This window comes from Actinokineospora sp. UV203 (assembly GCF_056323665.1).
On sequence record NZ_CM150484.1, the window covers coordinates 4,289,785 to 4,312,784 of the forward strand.

Below are 23,000 nucleotides of genomic sequence, written 5' to 3' on the forward strand. Positions count from 1 at the left end.
CCTTAGGTCTGATCCAATCCGTGACGACCCTGAGCCGACCCTGATTCCATCGAGGGGCCCCATCGGGGTGACAGGGTTAATGAATCGTGGTTCAATAACTGCATGGCCAGGCCTCAGACCATCACCGACCAGCGATTACTCGTCGCCACCGGCGACGTGATCGGCCGACATGGACCCGGGTTCACCCTGGCTCAGGTTGCCGCGGAGGCCGGGGTGTCGGTGGGCACGGTTGCGCAGCGGTTCGGGTCGAAGAGCGGGTTGCTGCGGGCGCTGACCGTTCACTTCACCGGTGAGGTGGCCGTCACCATGCGGGCGGCGGCGGAGTCGGCGACGTCCCCAGTGGACGGTCTGCGGGCGGCGGCGATCGTGACGCACATCGGACTTGGGGACGCGACGACCGCGGCGAACCACCTGGGGCAGCTCGGGGTCGATCTTGTGGATCCGGTCTTGCGGGGACTGTTGGGCGAGCACTACGCGGCGATGGAGGCCGAGCTCCGTCGCGCCTTTCGGGTGGCATCGGCCGACTTGCCGCGCGCTCCGAGTGCTTCGCGGGCCGCTCAGGTGTTGCTGGCGGTGGTGAACGGGGTGTCAATGGACTGGTCGATTCGGCCGACTGGCCGGTTGGAAGACCGGTTGGCCGCGGATGTGGACGCGGTTCTCGATGGATGGAGGGGATGATCGTGAGTCTTGCGGGCAAGGTGGCTTTGGTGACCGGGGCGACCCGGGGATGTGGTCGGGGAATCGCCGTCGAGCTCGGGGCGGCTGGGGCGACTGTTTACGTGACTGGGCGGACCACGCGCGAGCACCAGTCGCCGATGGCGCGCAAGGAGACGATCGAGGAGACGGCCGAGCTGGTCGCCGCCGCGGGTGGTGTCGGGATCCCGGCCCAGTGCGACTTCCTCGTCCTGTCCGATGTGGACGCTTTGCGGGATCGGGTCGCTTCGGAGCACGGGCGGATCAATGTTCTGGTCGACGACGTGTGGGGTGGGGACAAGTTCGTCGAGTTCGGGACGCCGTTCTGGGAGTCGGACCTGCGGAAGGCGCTCGATGTCGTGCACAACGGGCTCGACACGCACCTGATCGCGCTGCACCGGCTCCTGCCGCTCGTGGTGTCGCGGCCGGGCGGGTTGGTCATCGAGGTGACCGATGGGGATGCGGACGACTATCCCGGACCGGTCGGGATTCCGTATCACCTGGTGAAGTCCGGGATTCGGGCTATCGGGCGGGCGCTCGGCGCCGAGTTGGCTTCGGTCGGGTGCACCGGAATGGCTGTGACTCCGGGGTTCCTGCGGTCGGAGATGATGTTGGAGACGTTCGGGGTCACCGAGGACAACTGGCGTGAGGCCAAGGAGCCTGACTACGTGATGTCGGAGACGCCGCGCTACCTCGGGCGGGCCGTCGCCGCGCTCGCCGCCGATCCCCAGGTTTCGCGGTTCGCGGGGAGGACGCTGGCGAGTTGGACTCTGATGCGGGAGTACGGGTTCACCGACGTCGACGGCAGCAGGCCGGATTGGGGCCGCTGGTTCGAAGACGTCCACGGCGGCGGCCTCGATCCATCCACAGTGGACGCTGCCGCGTACCGCTAGGCGTCGCCGGGGCGGACCAAGCCGGTTTCGTAGGCGAGGACCACTGCCTGCACTCGGTCGCGTAGTTCGAGTTTCGCGAGCACGCGGCCGACGTGGGTCTTCACTGTCGCCTCTGACAGGAAGAGTTTCCTGGCGATCTCGGTGTTCGACAGGCCCTGGGCGATCAGCACCAGGACCTCGCGCTCGCGTTCGGTCAGCGCGTCCAGGACCGCCGCGTCGCGGGGTTCGCCGCCGCCCGGGCCGAGGAATCGATCTAACAGCCTGCGGGTGACGCTGGGCGAGACGACGGCGTCCCCGCTGGCGACCGAGCGCAGCGCGGACACCAACTGCGCCGGAGGTGTGTCCTTCAGGAGGAAGCCGCTGGCGCCGTTCCGCAGTGCCGAAAGGGCGTATTCGTCGAGGTCGAAGGTGGTCATGACCAGGACCTTCGACGTTCCCTTCTCAGTGATGACGCGAGTCGCCTCCACGCCGTCGAGGATGGGCATGCGGACGTCCATCAGGACCACGTCGGGGCGCAGTTGCTCCGCGAGGTCGATGGCCGCTCGGCCGTCGCCCGCCTCGCCGACGATCTCCATGTCCTCCTGTGCGCCGAGGACCATGCGGAAACCGACACGCATGAGTTCCTGGTCGTCGACGAGTACCACCCTGATCACGCGACCCAACGTAGCCTCCTCAGGCCGTCGACACTGGCAGAACCGCGTGGACTCGCCAGCCGCCGGTGGGTTCCGGGCCCGCCTGCAGGGTGCCGCCGAAGACGTTGGCGCGTTCCCTCATCCCGATGAGGCCGTTGCCGCCGACGACGTTCGCCAGCGCCTTACCCGAGCCGCGGTCGGTGATGTCGAGCTCGACCCGGTCGCCGATCCGGGTGACCCGCACCTCCGCCGACGCGCCGGTGCCCGCGTGTTTGATGGTGTTGGTCAGCGCCTCCTGGACGATTCGGTAGATTCCCAGGCCGACGCCCGCGGGCAGGTCGTCGAGGTCGCCCGACAAATCCAACCGCACCGGGACGCCGATCGTGCGGACGCGTTCGGCCAGGTCGGCGAGGGACTGGGTGCTCGGCTGGGGCACCAGCTCGGACTCGTCGCCGTCGCTGCGCAGGACGCCGAGGAGCCTTCGGAGTTCGGTGAGGGCTTCGCGGCCGGTGGCTGAGATCGTGTTGATCGCCCGCTCCGCCAGCTCCGGCTGGGTGCGCACCGCGTAGGCGGCGCCGTCGGCGTGGACGACGATCACGCTCACCGCGTGCGCCACCACATCGTGCAGTTCGCGGGCGATGCGGGCGCGCTCCTCGCCGACCGCCAGCCGCGCCTGCTGGTCGCGTTCGGTCTCCAACAGCGCGAGCCTGCGTTCGACCTCCACGTGGTAGGCCTTGCGGGCGCCGGTGAACTCGCCCAGCACCCAGCACAGCGCGAAGATCACCACGATCACCAGGGTCGGCAGGACCGCCTCCGGGTAGCCGATCCGCCAGATCGCCCACCCCGAGGTGCCCAGCGCGAGCCAGAGCGCGTACAGCGCGGCCTGCTTGCGGCCGACATAGGTGACCAGGGTGTACAGCGCGATGCCGAGCGCGAAGTCGGCCAGCCGCACCCGCGCGTCGGTGCCCATCCCGATCGGGACCCCGTGCGTGAGCAGCTGCGCGAAACCGGCGAACAAGATGAGGTACGCCGAGAGCAGCGGGTCGCGGCGGCGGATGACCAGCGGGCCCAGCAGAGCGGCGCCGACCAGCCAGTACACCCACGACTCGACGCCGCCAGGCATCTCGAACAGCGACAGCAGCTCTAAGAGGACGAGGAAGGTCGCGATGACGATGTCGCCCGCCATCGGGTGCTTCTTCATCCACAAGCTCAGCCGCCGCACTCGATGAGCGTAGGCAGGTTCGTGACGCGCGCGCGTCAACCTGCCGTCGCACTTGGTCTCCTCCTGGGGGCGGATCCGACGGTCTGGGCACACGGCCACCGCGCTCATGGCACGATTCCTCACGACCGAGGGAGGAATCGGGCTTTGACATCCGCGACCGAGCAGCAGCATCTCGCCGGGCCGCTGTCGGCGGCGGTCGCCAACCTGTGCCAGCGCCTGCAGCCGCAGGTGTCCGCGCGGACGGCGGCAGGCTTCCGCGAGGTGCTGCGCAGACTCTCGGCCCCGTTGCAGGTCGCCGTCGCCGGCCGGATCAAATCCGGCAAGTCGACGCTGGTCAACGCGCTGATCGGCCGCCGGATCGCCCCCACCGACGTGGGCGAGTGCACCCGGCTGGTCACCCGGTTCCAGTACGGCACGGTCGACCGGGTCGAGCTGATCTTCTTCGACGGCACCAAGCAGGTGCTGCCCTTCGACGTCGGCGGCATGATCCCCAACGACCTCGAAGTCGACTTCGACAAGGTCTCGCACCTTGAGGCGTACCTCACCAACGCCGTCCTGCGCGACCTCACCGTCATCGACACCCCGGGCCTGGGCTCGCTGGACCTCGCGTCGGTCAAACGCACCGAGCAGCTCCTCGGCGCCGCGCAGCAGGAGGAAGACGAGGAGTCCGGCGACGGCGAACTCGACGACACCTCGCGCAACGCGGTCGCCGGCGCCGAAGCCGTCCTCTATGTGGTGACCCAGGGCGTCCGCGCCGACGACCAGCAGGCCCTCGCCGCGTTCACCGCGGCCACCGCCAGCCGCGAGGCGGGCCCGGTCAACGCCATCGCCGTGCTCAACAAGGCCGACACCATCACCCCGGAGTCGGTCACCGGCAGCGACGGCGACGTGTGGAAGGCCGCCACCCTGCTCGCCGAGAAGCAGGCCGCCACCCTCAAGCCCCGCGTCGCCGACGTCATCCCGGTCATCGGCCTGCTCGCCGAGTCCGCCGAGTCCGGCGGCTTCACCTCCGCCGACGCCGACGCGCTGCGCGCGCTGTCCAAGCTCGACGACGCCACCTGGGAAACCATGCTGCTGTCGGCGGACATCTTCACGACCTGGGACTGCGAAGTCGCCGCGGGCACCCGGGTCAAGCTGCTGGAGAAGCTCGACCTCTACGGCATCCGCACCGCCGTCGACGCCCTGCGCGCCGACCCCGACCTCACCGCGGGCGCCCTGCGCCGCAAGCTCCTCGACGCATCCGGCCTCGCCGGGCTGCGCAGCAGGCTCGACGCCGTCTTCCGCGCCCGGGCCGACGGGATCAAGGCCGCCGCCGCGCTCGCCTCCGTCACCGCGCTGGCCCACGCCTCCGGCGACCCGGGTGAGCGCCAGCGCGTGCACGACGCGATCGAGGTCCTGCTCGCCAAGCCCGAGGCCCACCAACTGCGCCTGCTCGAAGCCCTCACCCTGGTCACGTCGGGTGCGGTGTCGATGCCCGAAGACCTCGCCGAAGAGGTGCTCCGGGTCGGCAGCAGCCCGGACGTCCCCGAGCAGCTGGGCATGAAGGGCAGGCCGCACAAGGAGCTGTCGGCCTACGCGCTCGAACGCGCGGGCTGGTGGCGCTCGTTCGCGTCCTTCGGCGCCACCCCGGCGCAGAGCCGGGTCGCCCACGTCGTGCACCGGGCGTACTTTCTTATCTGGCAGCAGCTCAAGGCCCAGGACACAGGTAGCGCCGGATAGCCACCCCGTGGAGACGCCATGACAGGCGACGCGAAGGTTCCGCCCGCCCGGCTCGTGCGTCTCGTCGAGGGGATCCGCGCCCGGATCGGTTCGCTGCACCGCAAGATGGTGCCGCCGCAGGTGGCCATGATCGACCTGATCAGCGGCAGCATGGTCACGCAGGCGCTCTACGCCGCCGCGAAGCTCGGCATCGCCGACGTGCTCAAGGACGGGCCCCTTCGGGCGAAGGACATCGCGGACCGAGTCGCCGCGGACCCCGACGCGGTGAACCGGCTGATGCGCGCTCTCGGCAGCCAGGGTGTGTTCCGTGTGGACGGCCGAGGGCGGTACTCGTTGACCGCACTGGGGCGCACCCTGCGCTCCGACGCCGAGGTGCCGATGGGGTCCATGGCGAAGATGGTCGGCTCACCCGAGCACTGGGAGCACTGGGGACACCTGCTCGACTCAGTGCGCGACGGCGGGGACGCGGTGTCCAAGGTTCGCGGGATGGACGTCTGGGCGTACTTCGAGCAGAACAAGGCCTACGCGGAAGTCTTCAACACCGCCATGACGAGCATGTCGGCGTTCGCGAAGACCCCGGTGCTCGCCGCCTACGACTTCTCCCGGTTCCGCAAGATCGTCGACGTCGGCGGCGGCCACGGCTCCCTGCTGGCCGCGATCCTGCAGCGGTCGCCGGACTCGAAAGGCGTGTTGTTCGATCTGTCGTCAGTGACCGCGGGGGCCGATGAGGTGCTGCGCGCGCACGGCGTCCAGGATCGGTGCTCGGTCGAGTCCGGGTCGTTCTTCGAGACCGTCCCGGCGGGCGGCGACGCCTACGTTCTGAAGAACATCATCCACGACTGGGCCGACGACAAGGCCCTGGTGATCCTGCGCAACATCCGGGAAGCGATCGATCCGGCGGGCAAGCTGCTGCTCGTCGACTTCGTCGTGCCGGAGGGAAACACTCCCCATCCCGCGAAGCTGATCGACCTGGAGATGCTGGTGATCGTCGGCGGCCGGGAGCGCACCGAGAAGGAGCACCGGGAGTTCCTGGCACGGGCGGGCTTCCGGCTCGACAAGGTGGTCCAGACGGTCTCTCCGCTGTGCGTGCTCGAATCGACTCCTGTCTGAGTGCGCTGCCTGTACTCTCCGGAACCGTGGCTTCCTGGTTCAAGGGCAAGAGCAAAGACGGCGGCAACGAGGACTCGACCATCCAGGTCGAAGCGCAGGTGATCGAGAACGCGGACGCCGCCGCGCCGGTGGAGCTGGTGGACGACTTCCGGGTCGAACCTGCGCTGGTCAGCATCGCGCCGGAGCTCTACGACCAGGCGCTCGACGAGCGCCGCGCGCTGGTGACGCTGTGCCTCTACGCGCACGACCGCGCCCGCAGTTCCGGTGTCGCCGAACGCATCGAGGAAGGTCTCGCGGCGGTCGGCGTCGACGCGGTTCGGCCCGACGGGGTGAAGTTCGACCCGTCGGTGCACGAGGCGGGCGGCACCATGGGCACCGAGGACGAGGCGCTCGACGGCACGGTCGCCGAGACCGAGGTCGTCGGCTTCAGCGACCGCGGGCAGGTGCTGCGCCCGCCGATCGTCACCGTCTACACAGCCAAGGCGACCACCGCATGACCCAGCCCCAGCCGCTGTCGCTGCCCAAGCAGGTCGCGCTGGCCAGGGAGAAGCTGCTCGCCCTGCTCCGGGAAGCCGAGCCGGAGTCCGCGCAGTGGGTCGAGGAGATCCGCTCGCGGCGCAAGAAGAAGCCGGCCGTGGTGGTCGTCGGTGAGACCAACCGCGGCAAGAGTTCGCTGGTCAACGCCCTGATCGAGACGCCCGGTCTGTCCCCTGTGGACGCGGACGTGGCCACCGCGACCTACCTGATCTTCGGCCACGCGCCGCAGTGGGAGGCCCGGGCCTGCTACCCCGGCCAGCTCGCGCCGGTCCCGGTCGACCTCGGCAAGCTGATCAACTGGGTCTCCGCCGCGCATGACCTGCCCGACGGCGAACTGCCGCCGCGCTACGTCGAGGTCGACGGACCCGTGCCGCTGCTGGAGAAGCTCGTCCTCGTCGACACCCCCGGGGTCGGCGGCCTCGACTCCGTGCACGGCGAGCTGGCCATCGAGGCCGCCGCGTCGGCGACCGCGCTGCTCTTCGTCGTCGACGCGTCCGCCCCGTTCACCCTGGGCGAGCTGAACTTCCTCGCCAACATCGGCGAGCGGGTGGAGACGGTCGTCTTCGCGCTGTCCAAAGTGGATCAGTACCGCGGCTGGCGGCAGGTGCTCGAAGCCAACCAGGCCCTGCTGACCGAGCACGCCCCCCGCTTCGCAGGCGCCACCTTCCACCCGGTGTCGTCGCGGATGTTCGACATGGCGGGCAAGGCGCCCAGCCCCGAGGCCGCGACCATGCTCAAGGAGAAGTCCGGCGTCGTGGAGCTGCAGCAGGCGCTGCAGAGCCTGCTCGTCGGCCGCTCGGCGATGCTGTCGGAGGCGAACACGCTGCGCGCGCTGTCCTCGGCGCTCGGCGAGCTGAAAGTGAAGCTGGACAACGAACGCCGCGCCCTCACCACCGGCGAGGCTGAGGCCGAGGCCCTGCGCGCCCGCAAGGAGGAGCTGACGTCGGAGCGCCGCTCCTCGACCAGGGGTTGGCAGGTCAAGCTCCGCAGCGAGATCCAGCGCGCCCGGTTGGAGAACGCGCACGAGGTCAGCCGCCAGATGCGCGACCTGCAGTCGTGGTTCCGCCAGGCCATCGACACCGCCGACCGGGACAAGCTCGCCGCCCTGCCCGGCCAGGTCGACGCCGCCATGCAGCTGGTGTCCGGCCGGATCAGCCAGTCGGTCAGCACCCGGCTCAACCAGGTCGCCGACACCGTGCTCAGCGAGCTGTTCAGCCCCGACGAACTCGAGGTCATCCGCTCGCAGTTCGCCCGCTCCGGTCAGTCCCAAGTAGTCCTGCGCGCCGCCGAGAAGCGGATGCCGACCGCGGAGGACAAGCTGCTGGTCTTCATGGGCATCTCGGGCGGCTTCGGCGCGGGCAAGATGGCGGTGCTGCCGATCGTGGGCGCCGTGGCAGCGCCGATCTTGTTGGTGCCCACCATCATCATCGGACTTGGCGCGGGCTGGTGGATCGCGCGCACGCGTAAGCACTCCGCCGACAAGCAGCACATGAAGCTCTGGCTCAACGAGTCGATCGCCGATTCACGCTCCACGTTGGACCAGTTGGTGTCCGAACAGCTCATCGACGCGGAGTCGCAGCTCTCGCTCGCGCTCGACGAGGCATTGGGCAAGCGGATCGCCGGAATCGAAGAACAACTCCGTGAGGTCGACAAGGCATTACGACTTGACGTGAGCGAGCGGCAAAAGCTGGTGACCGTGGTAAACAAGCGCCTGACCGACGTAGTCGCCGGACGCGACCGCGCGGAGAAGCTCCTCGCGAGCATCCGCTCTGTGCGCGACAAGGGTTGACCCGATCAGCGGTACCGAAGTTCTTTGGTAACGCCGGGAACCGGACCGACGGGTCGTCAGTCATACCCACACTTAAGACGGACGATCCCGAAAGGGATTCAGTAAGGGGGTTCCACGTGTACGTGGACGAGACCGGCGCCGACTCTGACGACACCACCGCCGACGACACGTCGAGCCAGGACGAGCTGACCGTCGAGGTCGGGGGCGAAGAGTTCGAGGTCGAAGAGAACTACGACTACGACAAGGACGGCTCGAACGACACCGCCGTCGTGCAGACCGAGGACGGCTACATGGCGTTCACGGACACCGACGGCGACGGCACCGCGGACACGATGGTCCAGCTCGACGAGGAAGGCAACGTCACCGGCGCCGCCGAGTACGACGAGTCCTCCGGCGAGTGGACCGAGGCAGACCCCAACTCCGTCGAAGCGCCCTCGGGGGACGGCGCTGACGAGGGTGGCGCCTCCTCGAGTGACAACACAGCCGACAAGAGCGACAAGGAAGACAAGGGCACCGACGCCACGCCGACCTCGTCGAAGGACGACAACGCCGAGGGCGACGCCAAGGACTCGAAGGGCGCAGGCGGCGAGGAGATCACCGTCGACACCAAGGACGGCGACCAGACCGCGGGCAAGGCGGAGTACGACGCCGACGGCGACGGCACCAACGACACCGCGGTCGTCACCGACGAGGACGGCAACACCTACGCGTTCACCGACTCCGACGGCGACGGCGAGGCCGACCAGGCGATCGTGGTCGAGGCCGACGGCGACGTCACCATCTCCGAGCACACCGGCGAAGACGAGTGGACGACCGTCGAGACCGGTCACATCAACTCCGACGGCACCTACGAGTCCGAGGGCTCCGGCGACAAGACCACCGCCTCCGACTCCGCCTGGAACCAGTAGTCCAGCAAACCGGCCGCGCCATCCACCGCCACCTAAGGGGATCGTGACGAGACCCGACCACGGTTACCGCCGATCCGGCCCCTTAGGAACGGCAGGGTGACCAACCCCTTGAATTTCGGGGAGGCGGACAAGCTCCCGGCACGCAGCTGCGTGTCGGGATCTTTTCTTGAACCCCCCGCCTGACGTGGGAAGACTCACGTTTCGGCGGCCGAGTTCGCAGAGCGGACAGGTGGATGTCCGATTTGTGACTACGCATCCGTGTACTGAATCGATTCCCTTATCGTTCCTGTGAGGGAACCGACAGGACAGGTCTCGGTTACCTGGCAGTCACTTCGCTAGCCTCAATGCATTCCTTCATGGCACGGACCCGCTTCATCCGGAGCGGGCGCGCAGCCATTCGATGTGGACGCCGTCGGTCCCCCAGGACAGAGGGCGTCCTGATCGGCATTTCGGCGTTCAGTCAGGAGACGAGGCGAGATGACGGCAGTGACAATCCCTGGCGTTGACCAGGCACCGACGACGCACCAGCGACTCCTGGCGTGGGTGCGCGAGGTGGCAGAACTGACCGTTCCGGACCAGGTGGTCTGGGTCGACGGCTCCGAAGAGGAGTGGACCCGGCTGACGGACAAGCTGGTGGAGGCAGGCACCTTCACCCGCCTGGACAAAAAACCGAACTCGTTCTACGCGGCCTCCGACCCCAACGACGTCGCGCGCGTCGAGGAGCGGACCTACATCTGCTCGCAGGATGAGGCCGACTGCGGTCCCACGAACAACTGGATGGACCCGGCCGAGATGAAGGCCGTGATGACCGAGCTCTACCGGGGCTCGATGCGCGGCCGCACGATGTACGTGATCCCGTTCTGCATGGGCCCGCTCGACGCGGAGAACCCGATGCTGGGCGTCGAGATCACCGACTCCGAGTACGTCGTGGTCTCGATGAAGATCATGACCCGGATGGGCGCCAAGGCGCTGCAGCGGTTCGTCGACGCCGACGGCACCGAGCGCGACTTCGTCCCCGCCCTGCACTCGATCGGCGCGCCGCTCGAAGCGGGCCAGGCCGACGTCGCGTGGCCGTGCAGCGACACCAAGTACATCGTGCACTTCCCCGAGGAGCGGCTGATCTGGAGCTTCGGCTCCGGCTACGGCGGCAACGCCCTGCTGGGCAAGAAGTGCTACTCGCTGCGCATCGCCTCGGTGATGGGCCGCGACGAGGGCTGGCTGGCCGAGCACATGCTCATCCTCAAGCTGACCTCCCCGGAGAACAAGGTCTACTTCGTCGCGGCGGCCTTCCCCAGCGCCTGCGGCAAGACCAACCTCGCGATGCTCGACCCGACCATCCCCGGGTGGAAGGTCGAAACCATCGGCGACGACATCGCCTGGATGCGCTTCGGCAAGGACGGCCGCCTCTACGCCGTCAACCCGGAGAACGGCTTCTTCGGCGTGGCGCCGGGCACCGACTTCCACACCAACCCGAACGCGATGAAGACCATCGCCAAGGGCAACTCGCTGTTCACCAACGTCGCCCTGACCGACGACGGTGACATCTGGTGGGAGGGCATTGGCGAAGCGCCCGAGCACCTCACGTCCTGGAAGAAGAACGACTGGACTCCTGCTTCGGAGGAGAAGGCGGCGCACCCGAACTCGCGCTACTGCACCCCGATCGAGCAGTGCGACACCAAGGCCGCCGAGTGGGACGACCCCAACGGCGTGCCGATCTCGGCGATCTTCTTCGGTGGCCGCCGCGCCACCACGATCCCGCTGGTCACCGAGTCGCGCAGCTGGCAGCACGGCACCTTCATGGGCGCCACCCTGTCCAGCGAGACCACCGCGGCCGCGGTCGGCCAGGTCGGTGTCGTGCGCCGCGACCCGATGGCGATGCTGCCGTTCATCGGCTACCACGCCGGTGACTACTTCAAGCACTGGATCGAGACCGGCAAGAGCGCCGACGCGACCAAGCTGCCGAAGATCTTCTACGTCAACTGGTTCCGCCGTGGCGACGAGAAGCAGTTCCTGTGGCCTGGATTCGGTGAGAACTCCCGCGTGCTGAAGTGGGCCATCGAGCGCATCGAGGGCAAGGCCGCGGCGGTCGAGACCCCGATCGGCTACGTGCCGACCATCGACGACCTCGACTTGGACGGCGTCGAGGGCGATCGCGGTGACATCGAGGCCGCGCTGAAGGTCGACGTCGAGGAGTGGAAGGCCGAGCTGCCCCTCATCGAGGAGTGGTTCGACAAGATCGGCGACAAGCTGCCGACCCCGCTGCGCGACGAGTTCGAAGCGCTCAAGCAGCGTCTGGGCTAGCAACTGGCAAAACCGGGAAGGCCACCACGAGATTCGTGGTGGCCTTCCGGCGTTTTCAGCGTCACCATCAGCGTGTTGTCCTGTCCCATGAATAGGACGATCACGATTCGGGGAGGCTGAGGACAATGGGCGAGGCGGCTAGATGGCGGTGGCGGCGATCGGGATACGACGAACGGGTACACGCCTTCCCCAGCGATGAGCGTCCGGCGAGTTTCGTCGAGGCCGCGTGCACGCACAGCGTGCCGTTCGGCAGGATCGGCCCGTCCCACGAAGGCCCCCGCTGCCTGCCCTGCCTGTTGATCATCGGTGATCGACTCGCCGAACTGCACAGCGTTTCGGCCTTCGACCTCTGAACTTGCTGTCCACAGCCTGTGGACAAAGTTGTGCACAGCCTGTGGACGATTGCCCTCTCGTTGGCGAATCGCGGCATGAATTCGTTACCAGTCAACTGGTGACGGGAACGCCCTCGCGCTCTAGTGTTTCCCGGCAACACTCCCGCGAAGCGAGCGAGGTATGCCAATGGCCCTGCCTGGGAAAGCGGGTTCCACACTGAGGTGGAGCCCATGGAACCTGCTGCTGGCGGTTCCGCTGCTCTGGTTGATCACTCCCCTCTATAACCGAACCGGCCCTGAGCTGTTCGGAATGCCCTTCTACTACTGGTTCCAGTTCGTCGGGATTCCCGTCGGCGTCCTGTGCACGACGCTCGTCTTCTTCAAGACGGCGGACGCGCCGACGAAGCCCGCGCCGGGCGACGGCCTCGACGTGGACGACCTGGATGAAGGGACGAGCCGGTGAACGACCTGCACTGGACAGAGCTGATCGTCTTCGCCCTGCTGTTCGGCGTGGTCACCGTCATGGGCTTCGTGGCGGCCAAATGGAAGGCCGGGGAGACGCTCGAACACCTCGACGAGTGGGGACTGGGCGGGCGCAAGTTCGGCTCGTGGATCACGTGGTTCCTGATCGGCGGCGACCTCTACACGGCGTACACCTTCGTCGCGGTCCCGGCGCTGATGTTCAGCGCGGGCGCGGCCGGGTTCTTCGCCCTGCCGTACACGGTGATCGTCTACCCGATCGTCTTCATGCCGCTGCTGCGCATGTGGTCGGTCTCGCGGGTGCACGGCTACGTCACCCCGGCCGACTTCGTCCGCGGGCGCTACGGCTCGCCGCTGCTGGCCCTGCTGATCGCGATCACCGGCATCGTCGCCACCATGCCGTACATCGCGCTGCAGCTGGTCGGACTGGAGGCGGTGCTGCGCACGCTCGGGTTCAACGGCTCCGGCATCGTCGGGCACCTGCCCTTGCTGATCGCGTTCATCGTCCTCGCGGTCTACACCTACCAGTCGGGCCTGCGGGCGCCCGCGCTGATCGCGTTCGTCAAGGACATCCTGATCTACGTGGTGATCATCGTCGCGGTGATCTACCTGCCGGTCAAGCTCGGCGGCTGGAGCGAGATCTTCAGCTCGGCCGAGGAGAAGTTCAAGGCGACGCCCGCGGCGGGCGATGGCTTGCTGCTCAACGGGAACAACCAGCTGCAGTACGCGACGCTGGCCTTGGGCTCGGCGCTCGCGCTGTTCCTGTACCCGCACTCGATCACCGGAGTGCTCGCCTCCCGCGGGCGCAAGGTGATCAAGCGGAACATGTCGGCGCTGCCCGCGTACTCGCTGGTCCTCGGGCTGCTCGCGCTCCTCGGCTACATGGCCATCTCGGCGGGCACCAAGCCGATCATGAACCAGGCGACAGGCAAGGCTGACACGAACACCATCGTGCCCGTCCTGTTCCAGGACCAGTTCCCGGCGTGGTTCGCCGGCATCGCGTTCGCCGCGATCGGCATCGGCGCCCTGGTGCCCGCCGCGATCATGTCGATCGCCGCGGCGAACCTGTGGACGCGCAACGTCTACAAGGAGTTCATGCACAAGGACGCCACGCCCGCCCAGGAGGCCAAGCAGGCCAAGCTGGCGTCGCTGGTGGTCAAGTTCGGCGCGGTCGCGTTCATCCTGTTCATCGACCCGCAGTTCTCGATCGACCTGCAGCTCATCGGCGGCGTGATGATCCTGCAGACGCTGCCCGCCGTGGCCATCGCGCTCTACACTCGGTGGTTCCACATGCGCGGACTGATCGCCGGCTGGACCGTCGGCATGGCCTGGGGCATGTGGCTGCTCTACAACATCCCCAGCGCGGACGGGAAGCGTCAGCACTTCGGGTCGTCGGCCCTCAAGCTCACCGACCTGAGCATCTTCGGCTGGCACCCCTTCGCGGGCAACACCCTGCTGATCTACGCGGGCATCCTGGCGCTCGCGGCGAACCTGCTCGTCGCGGTCGTGGTGACGGTGATCGCTCGGCGGATGCGCACGTTCAACGGCACCGACGAGACCAACCTCGGCGACTACCACGTCGACGAGGGTGACAAGAAGCTGAAGAAGATCGGCGCGCACTAGAGGCGAGGTGCGCGCGGGCAGTCGGCCCGCGCGCACCTACCTCTGTGAGTACGCCACGGCGGCCAGCATGAGGGCGGCCACCCCGGCGATCGCGACGCCCGCGGTGAACGCGACGACGATGAGCCCGCCCACGGCGATGCCCAACATCATCAGCGCCCGGCGCAGCGTCGGCGCTAAGCCGCCCAGCACGCGCTCGGCGGCGAGCATGAACTTCTCCCCCGCGGAATGCCGCGCGGGCGCGGGTTCCGACCTCGGCGACGGGATCGTGCGGTCAGCCGGGGGCGGCACGTAAGTCAGGTGCACGGCGCGGCGGTGTTCCGCACTGGTGGACTCTGCTCCTTTAACGGCCAAAGCTGTCGAACTCCTTAGGTCTGCCCGAGTCGCCGTTAAGTCTGCCGCCATTCGGCCGAAGATCACCCTTCTACTTCGAAGTAGACGGTGAGCGGAGCGTGTTCAGCGACGAACGGAAGGCAAGCGACAAGGCACGCCGATCGAGTGATTCGCTGACCGGAAGCGATCACCGGAGTCGACTGTTGGCCTATTCGGGTGGAGTCGGCATCGTCGCAGGTCGCGCCACGAGCGACGCGGCGCCGACGATGCCCGCGTCTTTGCCCAATTCGGCGGAAACGACCCGCAAATCGCTCACATACGTCAACTTGGCGTGCCGGGCGACCGCCGAACGGATGGGCGCGAACAGCAGCTCACCGGCCTGGGCCACCCCGCCGCCGACCACCGCCAGCTCAAGATCGAACATCACGGCGGTCGAAGCGATCGCCATGCCGACGGCTCGCCCGCTGCGCTCGAACGCGGCGTTCGCGATCTCGTCGCCCGCCATCGCCGCGTCCGCCAGCGCCTTGGCGTCGGCGTCGTCCGGGGCGTTCCATCCCTGGGATCGAGCCCAGGTCACCAGGTTCGGCCCGCTCGCGCGGACCTCGACGCAGCCAACGCCGCCGCACGGACAGTCCGGCTCGTCGTCGACGGCGGTGTGCCCGATGTGCCCGGCGTTGCCGGTGCGGCCCGGGTACGCGCGACCGCCGAGGACCAGCCCGCCGCCGACGCCGGTCGAGACGACCAGGCCGAGCATGTCGGCGGTCCCGCGGCCCGCGCCCACCCAGTGCTCGCCGAGCGCCATGCACAGGCCGTCGTTGGCCAGGACGACATCGTTGTCGGGGAAGAGCTGTCGCACCCGGTCGCGCAGCGGGAAGCCACGCCACTCTGGGATGTTGACCGGCGAGACGGTGCCGGCCCGCAGGTCGAGCGGGCCCGCGCTGGCCACGCCGACACCGTCGACTTCGGTGTCCAGCTTCCGCACGCACTCCTCGATCGCCGCGAACACCGTGTCGGCGTCGCCTTCGGGAGTCGGGACCTGCAGGCGTTCCAGCACTTTGCCGCCGCCGTCGACGATCCCGGCCGCGATCTTCGTCCCGCCGATGTCAATACCCAGGTAAGCCACCCGAGAAGTATGCCGCCGACGGTCGTCTCCGCTTGTCTAGGTAGATCTAAGAATTTTAGTAGATCACTCGATAGGCGGGTAGGACGGCATCGCGCCACCCCCGTTTCGCGTTAGCCGGGTGTCCGCCGGGTCACACCCCAGACCGGACAGCCGCCGGAGCCCATCTGTAGTTGACCGATGATTCATCGGGATGTGCGCCAGTTCACCGGACAAACGGGTGCATTTGTGGAGCGGAAGGTGCATACTTGAGTCATGCCGGTCAGCCAGAACGGCAAATAGCTTCCGAAGGGGATGCGACCACCATGAACATCGCTGCGAAGATCCGAGCCCGCCGCGTCGAGGCCCGTACTCGCAAGGCGGTGACTCGCGCGATCGAGCAGGCGGCTACGCCCTCGATGCGTCACGAGCTGATCACCCTCGCTCAGACGCAGCACGTGACCTGGCGCTAAGCCCTTCCTGCTCGACCCTGAATAGCCTTCAATTACACAGAACCAAAATGTGATGCAGGGCACAGTTTGGTTCTGTGTAACACCACCGGGACTCAGCACGATGTTCCGGTTGACCCCGTAGTGCTGGCGGACCCCCGACCTGGCAGCACTACGGGGTTTCCATTTGGGCACTCAACGCTTCGCGTTTCGCGCCCTGCCCTTCGTCCTTCGTCCTCTGTCTTGGGGGCCGAGCCCCCAAACCCCCACGGTGCGGTTACTCCTGACCCGGCGTGGCGACGCCCGCCGTCTTGATCGGCCGTGCCCGCCGCCTGCGTCCACATCGCCCCTTAGTCTGGTCTCAGTTGGAGTGGTCAAGCCCATCGGTTCGCAGATGGCTTGTCTTTCGAAGGGGTGGCCGCGGCTGAGGCGACGGCCATGGCACGCGACCTGATCGCGGTCATGGAGGACATCCCACTCGATCAGGGTCAAGTGTCTGTCGAGTTCAAGGTCACTGGAGTCGACCAGGCCGAGGTGTCGCATGTTCGACAAGCCGTCACTGATGCTGCCGAAGCGCGGGAGCGCGCGGCGACTGAATCGCGAAACTCGCGGCAAAGCTGATCGACGCGGGCCTGTCGGGCCGCGACGTGGCTGAGGTCCTGGGAGTGTCACCGCAGCGGGTGTCCCAGTTGATCAGCCGAGGTCGATCCGAGGCTAGTCGCCCACGGTGCTCATTCGTCCATGCCCAAGAGGTAGCGGCCGAAGTGGGGGACGGTGAAGGCGATGCGCCCACGTTCCGCTGAGTAGATCAGGCCCTTCTTGATCAGGCTGTCCCTCGCCGGTGACAACGACGATGGCTTGCGGCCCAGGTAGACCGCGACATCCGAGGTGCCCGCTCCCTCGTCCTTTCCCTCCGTCAGTTCCGCCATCGCCCGCAGGTACTCGCGTTCGGCCGGTGTCGCGCGCTCGTAGCGGGAGCCGAAGAAGCCGACCGCCAACTCCGCTTCCGCCTCCGGCGCCGCGACCGCGACATCCTCCACGGTGATCGGGTCGTCGGGCGCCGCGTCCCACGCCGCTTTGCCGTAGGCCTGGATGAAGTACGGGTAGCCGCCGGAACGCTCGAACAGCGCGTCCAAGGCCTCCGGCGTGATCCCGGCGTCCTCGCGGTCCACCGGTGCGAGCACGGCTTGATCAGCGTCGCGTCGGTCCAGGCGGTCGATGCGCACGTACCTGAACAGCCGCTCGGAGTAGGACTTGCTTGCCGACAGGACCGCGGGCAGGTGCGGCAGGCCCGCGCCGACGACCACCAGCGGCGCACCAGACTGGGACAGTTCGTGGCAGGCGGCGCAGAGGGCGGAGATGTCGTCGGGGTTGATGTCCTGCATCTCGTCGATCAACACCGCCACGCCGGTGCCGACATCCTGGGCCAGCTCGGCCACCTCGGTGAACAGCTCCACCAAATCGATCTCGATGTCGCCTGAGTCCGCGCGGCCCTGGGTGGCGGGGACGTCGATGCCCGGCTGCCAGCGCTCACGCAGCTTCGCGTTGTCGGGGTTTGCTTTTAGAGCAAAGGCTTTCAACACACCCAGCACCGACTCGACACGGTCGGGGGCACGGTGGCGTACCGCCAAGTCGCGGACGGCGCGGTGCAGCGCGGCCGACAGCGGTCGGCGCAGGTCGGCGTCCGGTCGGGCCTCGATCTTGCCCGCGCCCCAGCCGCGGCGGACGGCCATCGAGCGAAGCTCGCCCAGCAGGACCGTCTTCCCCACGCCGCGCAGGCCGGTGAGGACGAGGCTGCGTTCCGGGCGGCCGCGGGCGACGCGTTCGAGGACCACCTCGAACGCCTTGAGTTCCTTCTCGCGACCGGCGAGCTCGGGCGGGCGCTGGCCCGCGCCGGGAGCGAACGGGTTGCGGACCGGGTCCATCATCCGACGGTATCGGCGTTTCTAGCGTGGACCCGATATTGAGCGAGAATCCCTACGGCGTGTCGACCGTTGGGCCTCTACGGGTCTCTAGCCAGCTCGCTAGAGACCCGTAGAGGAGCTTCTACTTCTCGATGATCGCCGTGACGCCCTGGCCACCCGCCGCGCAGATCGAGATGAGGCCCTTGCCGGACCCCTTCTCGTTCAGCAGCTTGGCCAGCGTCGCGACGATCCGGCCGCCGGTCGCGGCGAACGGGTGGCCCGCGGCGAGCGAGGAGCCGTTGACGTTGAGCTTCGCCCGGTCGATCGAGCCCAGCGGCTCGGTCAGGCCCAGCTTCTCCTTGGCGAACGCCACGTCCTCCCACGCCGCCAGCGTGGCCAGGACCTGCGACGCGAACGCCTCGTGGATCTCGTAGAAGTCGAAGTCCTGCAGCGTCATGCCCGCGCGGGCCAGCATGCGCGGCACGGCGTACGCGGGCGCCATGAGCAGGCCCTCGTCACCGTTGACGTAGTCGACCGCGGCGGTCTCGTAGAAGGTGAGGTAGGCGAGCACCGGGAGCTTGTGGTCCTTGGCCCACTGCTCCGAGGCCAGCAGCACCGCGGACGCGCCGTCGGTGAGCGGCGTGGAGTTGCCCGCGGTCATGGTGCCGTCGGCGCCGCCGAACGCCGGCTTGAGCTTCGCCAGCTTCTCCGCCGACGAGTCCGGGCGCAGGTTCTGGTCGCGCGAGAGGCCCTGGAACGGGGTGACCAGGTCGTCGAAGAAGCCCCGGTCGTAGGCGGCGGCGAGCTTCTGGTGGCTCGAGGCCGCCAGCTCGTCCTGCGCCTCGCGGGTGATGCCCCACACCTTGGCGGTGATCGCGGCGTGGTCGCCCATGGCCAGACCGGTGCGCGGCTCCGCGTTGCGCGGGACGTCGGGCATCAGGTGGCTGGGGCGCAGCTTCGCGGCCAGGGCGAGCTTCTGCGGAACGGTCTTGGCGTTGTTCAGCGCGATGAGGATGTGGCGCAGGTCCTCGTTCACCGCCAGCGGGGCGTCGCTGGTGGTGTCGACGCCGCCCGCGATGGCCGAGTCGATCTGGCCGAGGGCGATCTTGTTGGCGACCTGCATGATCGCCTGGAGACCGGTGCCGCACGCCTGCTGGATGTCGTAGGCGGGGGTCTCCGGGGAGAGCTTGCTGCCGAGCACGGACTCACGCGCGAGGTTGAAGTCCTTGCTGTGCTTGAGGACAGCACCGGCCGCGACCTCGCCGATGCGCTCGCCCTGCAGGCTGAACCGGGCGACGAGCCCATCCAGCGCGGCGGTGAACATGTCCTGGTTGGAAGCCTTGGCGTAGGGCCCGTTTGACCGCGCGAACGGAATCCGGTTCCCGCCGAGGATCGCGACGCGGCGCACGCGAGTGGTGGACGAGGCTGCTCGGGTACTCATCAGTGATTCCTTGTGCTTGTTGTTGGATTCTTCTCGATGCGGTGACTGGCGGTCGCCGTCGGTCATGGACTGGCTGTCGGTGCCTGGTCGTAATGCGCCGATGGTGAACCTGACGCACGTAAGTGATGGTCCGTCCCGGAGTCGCCGGACACGGCTGCCCACGTACGCCAATCGGGCCTCGAACCGTGACTAAGCCGGGATTCCGAATCGAGTTGGCTCCCACCGATGGCCGGCGGGTGATGCTCAGTCGGCACGCCGGGTTGTCTCGACTCGTGGAGAACTTCGCACTTGGGCGTCTGCGGGCCGCATCGGCGCAGCGTGAGGCCGAGAAATCCTACGTGCCTGGTGTCGGCAAGATCGTGACCAGGGAAGACGTGTCTTGGCTGGTCGATCGACTCGCGGCCGGCAGGGCGCGAGTGCTTGGCTCGACCGTAAGGAGAAAAGTCGACCGGTGGTGGATCTCGTTCCAAGTCGACGTGGATCGCGACGACCTTGACAGAAGGCGTGCGGTTCCGTCCGATGCTCCAGCTTGTGGGATTGATCTCGGGCTGGCCACATTCGCCACAATTGCCGACGCGGACGGAACCTTGACCAAGATTTCCTCGCCCAAACCGCTGAAATCCGCGTTGCGGAAGCTGCGGAGGGCGAACAAAGCACTGGCGCGTTCCCGAACCGACTCGAGCAACCGGGCGAAGCGCCGTGTCGAACTCGGCCGGATACACCTGCGGGTTGTCAACCGGCGCAAAGACTTCCTGCATAAGACCGCTACGACGCCGGCGAGAACCAAGTCGGCGATCGCGGTGGAAACACTCAACATCGCGGGGATGATCGGCAACCGAAGGATGGCACGGGCGGTCGTGGGCGCCGGCTGGGGTGAGTTCGTTCGCCAACTCGAATACAAGACGGCGTGGTACGGGTCGCGGTCGTGGAAGGCCGATCGCTGGTTCCCCAGTTCCCAATCCTGCTCCGCTGCCAGCTGCGGGCACCGTAACGCCGCACTCACGCCGGCCGAACGGTGCTGGGCTTGCCCCGCGTGCGGCATTACCCACGACCGCGACCATAACGCGGCCATCAACATGCTCACGGCAATGTTGGCTGACCCCGTCTGACAGCTCAAACCCTCGCCGGGAAGTTCCCCGGAGAGCCGAAACGCCTGTGGAGGCCACGTCAGACTCCGGCAGTGCCGGAGCTGCGGCCGATGAAGCAGGAAGGACCGTCAAGGTCCGACGAACGGGCCATGTCATCCTCCTGAGCACAGGTTTGCATCTGCGGTAGCATCGTAACCTACTCTGGAGTAAGTTTACTAGCGAGTAGGGAGGCGTAAAACGGATGACTGACCGCTACCAACAGTTCAGCACTTCCGGCGTCGGACGGCTTCTCGTGAAGCGTCTCGGACTGCCGAACCCCGAGCCGCTGCGCCGGTACAAGAGCGGCGAGCCCGCTCTGACCGGCCCGGCGCTGGTAGGGGGCACCGGACGACTGGTCGACGCCATCGGCTCGGTGTTGAAGTCGGCAGGTATAGAGGTCCTGACCGCACCGCCTGGGGGCGACACCCAAAAGTACGGCGGACTCGTCTTCGACGCGACCGGAATCACTGACCCCACCCAGCTGCGGGCGCTCTATGACTTCTTCCACCCGGTGATGCGCTCCATCGCGCCGTCCGGTCGGGTCGTCGTCCTGGGCACGCCGCCGGAGAGCGCGACCGCTCCGGGCGAGATCATCGCCCAGCGTTCGCTTGAGGGCTTCACCCGCTCGGTCGGCAAGGAGCTCAAGCGCGGCGCCACCGCCCAGCTTGTGTACGTCCAGCCCGGTGCTGAGGACAAGGCCGAGTCGACCCTGCGCTTCCTGCTCTCGGCCAAGTCGGCCTACGTCGACGGCCAGGTCATCCGGATCGGCACGCACGGCGGCGGCGTCACCGAGCCGGAGAACTGGAACGCCCCGCTCGCGGGCAAGGTCGCGCTCGTCACCGGCGCCTCCCGCGGCATCGGCGCGGCCATCGCCGAGGTGCTCGCCCGCGACGGCGCGCACGTCATCGCCCTCGACATCCCGGCCCAGGGCGCCGACCTCGCCAAGGTCGCCAACAAGGTCGGCGGTTCGACGTTCCAGCTCGACGTCACCGCGGCCGACGCGCCCGCCAAGCTGGTCGAGTACCTGAAGACCCGCCACGGCGGCGTCGACATCGTGGTGCACAACGCGGGCATCACCCGAGACAAGACGCTGGCGAACATGAAGGAAGGCGCCTGGGACTCGGTCCTGGCCGTCAACCTGACCAGCCAGCTCAAGGTCAACGAGGCATTGCTGGCCAATGAGACACTGCGCTCTGGTGGACGCATCATCGGCGTGTCCTCGATCGCCGGTATCGCGGGCAATCTGGGCCAGAGCAACTACGGCACCAGCAAGGCCGCTGTGATCGGCATGGTCAACGCCTTCGCCGACGAGTACGCGGCCAAGGGCATCACGATCAACGCCGTCGCGCCGGGCTTCATCGAGACCCAGATGACCGCCGCCGTGCCGCTGTTCATCCGTGAGGCCGGTCGCCGGATGAACTCGATGGCCCAGGGCGGTCTGCCGGTGGACGTCGCCGAGACGATCGCCTGGTACGCCAGTCCGGCGTCCGGCGCGGTCAACGGCAACGTCGTGCGCGTCTGCGGCCAGAGCCTCCTGGGGGCGTGATGGTGGAGCTGAAGGAGTCGCCGAACCTGGGGCTGCTGTTCCCCAAGGCGGTGCTCGCGGGCTTCACGAAGAAGGGCGGCCCGCTGCCGGAGCGCGACTACGTGCGCACCGGTGTCTCGGTCGACCCGCGGCACCTCGCCGACTACAACCGGGTCTGCGAGTTCCGGCTGACCGACGAGCTGCCCGCGACCTACCCGCACATGCTGACCTTCCCGATGCAGGTCAAGCTGATGACGGACAGCGATTTCCCGTTCCCGCTGGTCGGGTCCGTGCACATCGCCAACCGCATCACCCAGACCCGCTCGCTGCGCGTCGACGAGAAGTTCGACCTGCGGGTGCACGTGGAGAACCTCCGCGAGCACCCCAAGGGGCGGCAGTTCGACATGATCAGTGAGGCGTCGATCGGCGGTGTGGTCATCTGGCACGACGTCAGCACCTACCTCAACCGCGGTGGCGGCTCGGGCAAGTCCGAGCCGAACGGTGAGCGCTCGGAGCTGCCGGAGCCGACGTCGGTCTGGAAGGTCCCGGAGGACATCGGCCGGCGCTACGCGGAGGTCTCGGGCGACCGCAACCCGATCCACCTGCACCCGCTCTCGGCCAAGCTGTTCGGCTTCCCCCGCGCCATCGCCCACGGCATGTGGACGAAGGCGCGCTGCCTGGCGGCGTTCGAGGGCAGACTGCCGGACGCGTACACCGTCGACGTCCGGTTCAAGCTGCCGGTGCTGCTGCCCGCCAAGGTGGGCTTCGCGGCCACGCCGGTGGGCGCCGGGTGGAAGTTCGACCTCGTGAACGCGCGCAAGCCGCAGCCGCACCTAGAGGGCACGATCACCGCCCTCTAGTCGCTGATGAAGAACGGCTCACCGTT

General features: G+C 67.8%; 23 protein-coding genes. 17 read left to right on the forward strand and 6 right to left on the reverse strand.

Translation table 11 applies throughout. The annotated features are described in order from the left end of the window. Positions 1-102: 102 nt before the first annotated feature. Together ACUZ2Y_RS20380 and ACUZ2Y_RS20385 are read left to right on the forward strand one after the other, a co-directional pair. Complete coding sequence (locus tag ACUZ2Y_RS20380; RefSeq protein WP_476321213.1) at positions 103-678, forward strand: TetR/AcrR family transcriptional regulator; 576 nt, start codon at positions 103-105, stop codon at positions 676-678. Next, positions 675-1,586: an SDR family oxidoreductase gene (locus ACUZ2Y_RS20385; protein ID WP_476321214.1), complete on the forward strand. Its 912-nt coding sequence runs from the start codon at positions 675-677 to the stop codon at positions 1,584-1,586. The genes ACUZ2Y_RS20380 and ACUZ2Y_RS20385 overlap by 4 nt, the downstream gene beginning before the upstream one ends. Here the strand turns inward: ACUZ2Y_RS20385 and ACUZ2Y_RS20390 are convergent. Further along, the gene (locus ACUZ2Y_RS20390) at positions 1,583-2,239 is read right to left on the reverse strand and encodes a response regulator (RefSeq protein WP_091376751.1); all 657 of its coding nucleotides are present in this window, start codon (positions 2,237-2,239) and stop codon (positions 1,583-1,585) included. The genes ACUZ2Y_RS20385 and ACUZ2Y_RS20390 overlap by 4 nt on opposite strands. A 19-nt stretch (positions 2,240-2,258) precedes the next feature. Further along, positions 2,259-3,404 carry a sensor histidine kinase gene (locus ACUZ2Y_RS20395; protein WP_476331966.1) on the reverse strand — a complete coding sequence of 382 codons (1,146 nt, stop codon included), beginning with the start codon at positions 3,402-3,404 and terminating at the stop codon, positions 2,259-2,261. A 180-nt stretch (positions 3,405-3,584) separates the two neighbouring features. Here ACUZ2Y_RS20395 and ACUZ2Y_RS20400 point away from each other — a divergent pair, with 180 nt between their 5' ends. The 9 genes from ACUZ2Y_RS20400 to mctP all read left to right on the forward strand — a co-directional run bounded on the left by ACUZ2Y_RS20400 (position 3,585) and on the right by mctP (position 14,239). Next, positions 3,585-5,159 (forward strand): dynamin family protein, encoded by a 1,575-nt coding sequence (locus ACUZ2Y_RS20400; protein ID WP_476321216.1) that lies wholly within the window; start codon positions 3,585-3,587, stop codon positions 5,157-5,159. Between the two features lie 18 nt (positions 5,160-5,177). Then, a complete protein-coding gene (locus ACUZ2Y_RS20405) occupies positions 5,178-6,269 on the forward strand; it encodes a methyltransferase (RefSeq protein WP_476321218.1) in 1,092 nt (363 codons plus the stop codon). 26 nt (positions 6,270-6,295) lie between these two features. Next, positions 6,296-6,766 (forward strand): nucleotide exchange factor GrpE, encoded by a 471-nt coding sequence (gene grpE, locus ACUZ2Y_RS20410; RefSeq protein WP_476321220.1) that lies wholly within the window; start codon positions 6,296-6,298, stop codon positions 6,764-6,766. Further along, complete coding sequence (locus ACUZ2Y_RS20415) at positions 6,763-8,595, forward strand: dynamin family protein (RefSeq protein ID WP_476321222.1); 1,833 nt, start codon at positions 6,763-6,765, stop codon at positions 8,593-8,595. The genes grpE and ACUZ2Y_RS20415 overlap by 4 nt, the downstream gene beginning before the upstream one ends. 116 nt (positions 8,596-8,711) lie before the next feature. Continuing rightward, positions 8,712-9,503, forward strand: coding sequence for a hypothetical protein (locus tag ACUZ2Y_RS20420; RefSeq protein ID WP_476321224.1), 792 nt, complete (start codon positions 8,712-8,714; stop codon positions 9,501-9,503). Between the two features lie 477 nt (positions 9,504-9,980). After that, positions 9,981-11,804 (forward strand): phosphoenolpyruvate carboxykinase (GTP), encoded by a 1,824-nt coding sequence (locus tag ACUZ2Y_RS20425; protein WP_476321226.1) that lies wholly within the window; start codon positions 9,981-9,983, stop codon positions 11,802-11,804. A gap of 125 nt (positions 11,805-11,929) precedes the next feature. After that, positions 11,930-12,157, forward strand: coding sequence for a hypothetical protein (locus ACUZ2Y_RS20430; RefSeq protein ID WP_476321228.1), 228 nt, complete (start codon positions 11,930-11,932; stop codon positions 12,155-12,157). Between the two features lie 160 nt (positions 12,158-12,317). Then, positions 12,318-12,599: a DUF3311 domain-containing protein gene (locus tag ACUZ2Y_RS20435; RefSeq protein WP_476321230.1), complete on the forward strand. Its 282-nt coding sequence runs from the start codon at positions 12,318-12,320 to the stop codon at positions 12,597-12,599. A 5-nt stretch (positions 12,600-12,604) separates the two neighbouring features. Beyond that, complete coding sequence (gene mctP / locus ACUZ2Y_RS20440; RefSeq protein ID WP_476331968.1) at positions 12,605-14,239, forward strand: monocarboxylate uptake permease MctP; 1,635 nt, start codon at positions 12,605-12,607, stop codon at positions 14,237-14,239. Between the two features lie 36 nt (positions 14,240-14,275). On the opposite strand, the gene ACUZ2Y_RS20445 is transcribed toward mctP, so the two are convergent. Both ACUZ2Y_RS20445 and ACUZ2Y_RS20450 read right to left on the reverse strand, forming a co-directional pair. Then, positions 14,276-14,590 (reverse strand): hypothetical protein, encoded by a 315-nt coding sequence (locus tag ACUZ2Y_RS20445; RefSeq protein WP_476321232.1) that lies wholly within the window; start codon positions 14,588-14,590, stop codon positions 14,276-14,278. A gap of 187 nt (positions 14,591-14,777) precedes the next feature. Further along, complete coding sequence (locus ACUZ2Y_RS20450; protein ID WP_476321234.1) at positions 14,778-15,692, reverse strand: ROK family protein; 915 nt, start codon at positions 15,690-15,692, stop codon at positions 14,778-14,780. Positions 15,693-15,994: 302 nt separating this feature from the next. Here ACUZ2Y_RS20450 and ACUZ2Y_RS20455 point away from each other — a divergent pair, with 302 nt between their 5' ends. The 3 genes from ACUZ2Y_RS20455 (at position 15,995) to ACUZ2Y_RS20465 (ending at position 16,920) form a co-directional block, all read left to right on the forward strand. Continuing rightward, entirely contained in the window at positions 15,995-16,141 is a 147-nt protein-coding gene (locus tag ACUZ2Y_RS20455; RefSeq protein ID WP_166657913.1) for a hypothetical protein, read from the forward strand. A 414-nt stretch (positions 16,142-16,555) separates the two neighbouring features. Beyond that, positions 16,556-16,738 carry a hypothetical protein gene (locus ACUZ2Y_RS20460; protein WP_476321236.1) on the forward strand — a complete coding sequence of 61 codons (183 nt, stop codon included), beginning with the start codon at positions 16,556-16,558 and terminating at the stop codon, positions 16,736-16,738. 26 nt (positions 16,739-16,764) lie between these two features. Beyond that, positions 16,765-16,920, forward strand: a complete 156-nt coding sequence (locus ACUZ2Y_RS20465; RefSeq protein ID WP_476321237.1) for a hypothetical protein — start codon at positions 16,765-16,767, stop codon at positions 16,918-16,920. On the opposite strand, the gene ACUZ2Y_RS20470 is transcribed toward ACUZ2Y_RS20465, so the two are convergent. Both ACUZ2Y_RS20470 and ACUZ2Y_RS20475 read right to left on the reverse strand, forming a co-directional pair. Then, positions 16,849-18,042 (reverse strand): AAA family ATPase, encoded by a 1,194-nt coding sequence (locus ACUZ2Y_RS20470; protein ID WP_476321239.1) that lies wholly within the window; start codon positions 18,040-18,042, stop codon positions 16,849-16,851. The genes ACUZ2Y_RS20465 and ACUZ2Y_RS20470 overlap by 72 nt on opposite strands. Positions 18,043-18,163: 121 nt before the next feature. Beyond that, positions 18,164-19,462, reverse strand: coding sequence for an acetyl-CoA C-acetyltransferase (locus ACUZ2Y_RS20475; protein ID WP_476321241.1), 1,299 nt, complete (start codon positions 19,460-19,462; stop codon positions 18,164-18,166). Between the two features lie 272 nt (positions 19,463-19,734). Here ACUZ2Y_RS20475 and ACUZ2Y_RS20480 point away from each other — a divergent pair, with 272 nt between their 5' ends. The 3 genes from ACUZ2Y_RS20480 to ACUZ2Y_RS20490 all read left to right on the forward strand — a co-directional run bounded on the left by ACUZ2Y_RS20480 (position 19,735) and on the right by ACUZ2Y_RS20490 (position 22,974). Beyond that, positions 19,735-20,571: an RNA-guided endonuclease InsQ/TnpB family protein gene (locus tag ACUZ2Y_RS20480; protein ID WP_476321243.1), complete on the forward strand. Its 837-nt coding sequence runs from the start codon at positions 19,735-19,737 to the stop codon at positions 20,569-20,571. Between the two features lie 220 nt (positions 20,572-20,791). Then, positions 20,792-22,135, forward strand: a complete 1,344-nt coding sequence (locus ACUZ2Y_RS20485; RefSeq protein WP_476321245.1) for a 3-oxoacyl-ACP reductase — start codon at positions 20,792-20,794, stop codon at positions 22,133-22,135. Further along, positions 22,135-22,974, forward strand: coding sequence for a MaoC family dehydratase (locus ACUZ2Y_RS20490; protein WP_476321247.1), 840 nt, complete (start codon positions 22,135-22,137; stop codon positions 22,972-22,974). Before ACUZ2Y_RS20485 ends, ACUZ2Y_RS20490 begins: the two co-directional genes overlap by 1 nt. Positions 22,975-23,000 lie beyond the last annotated feature (26 nt).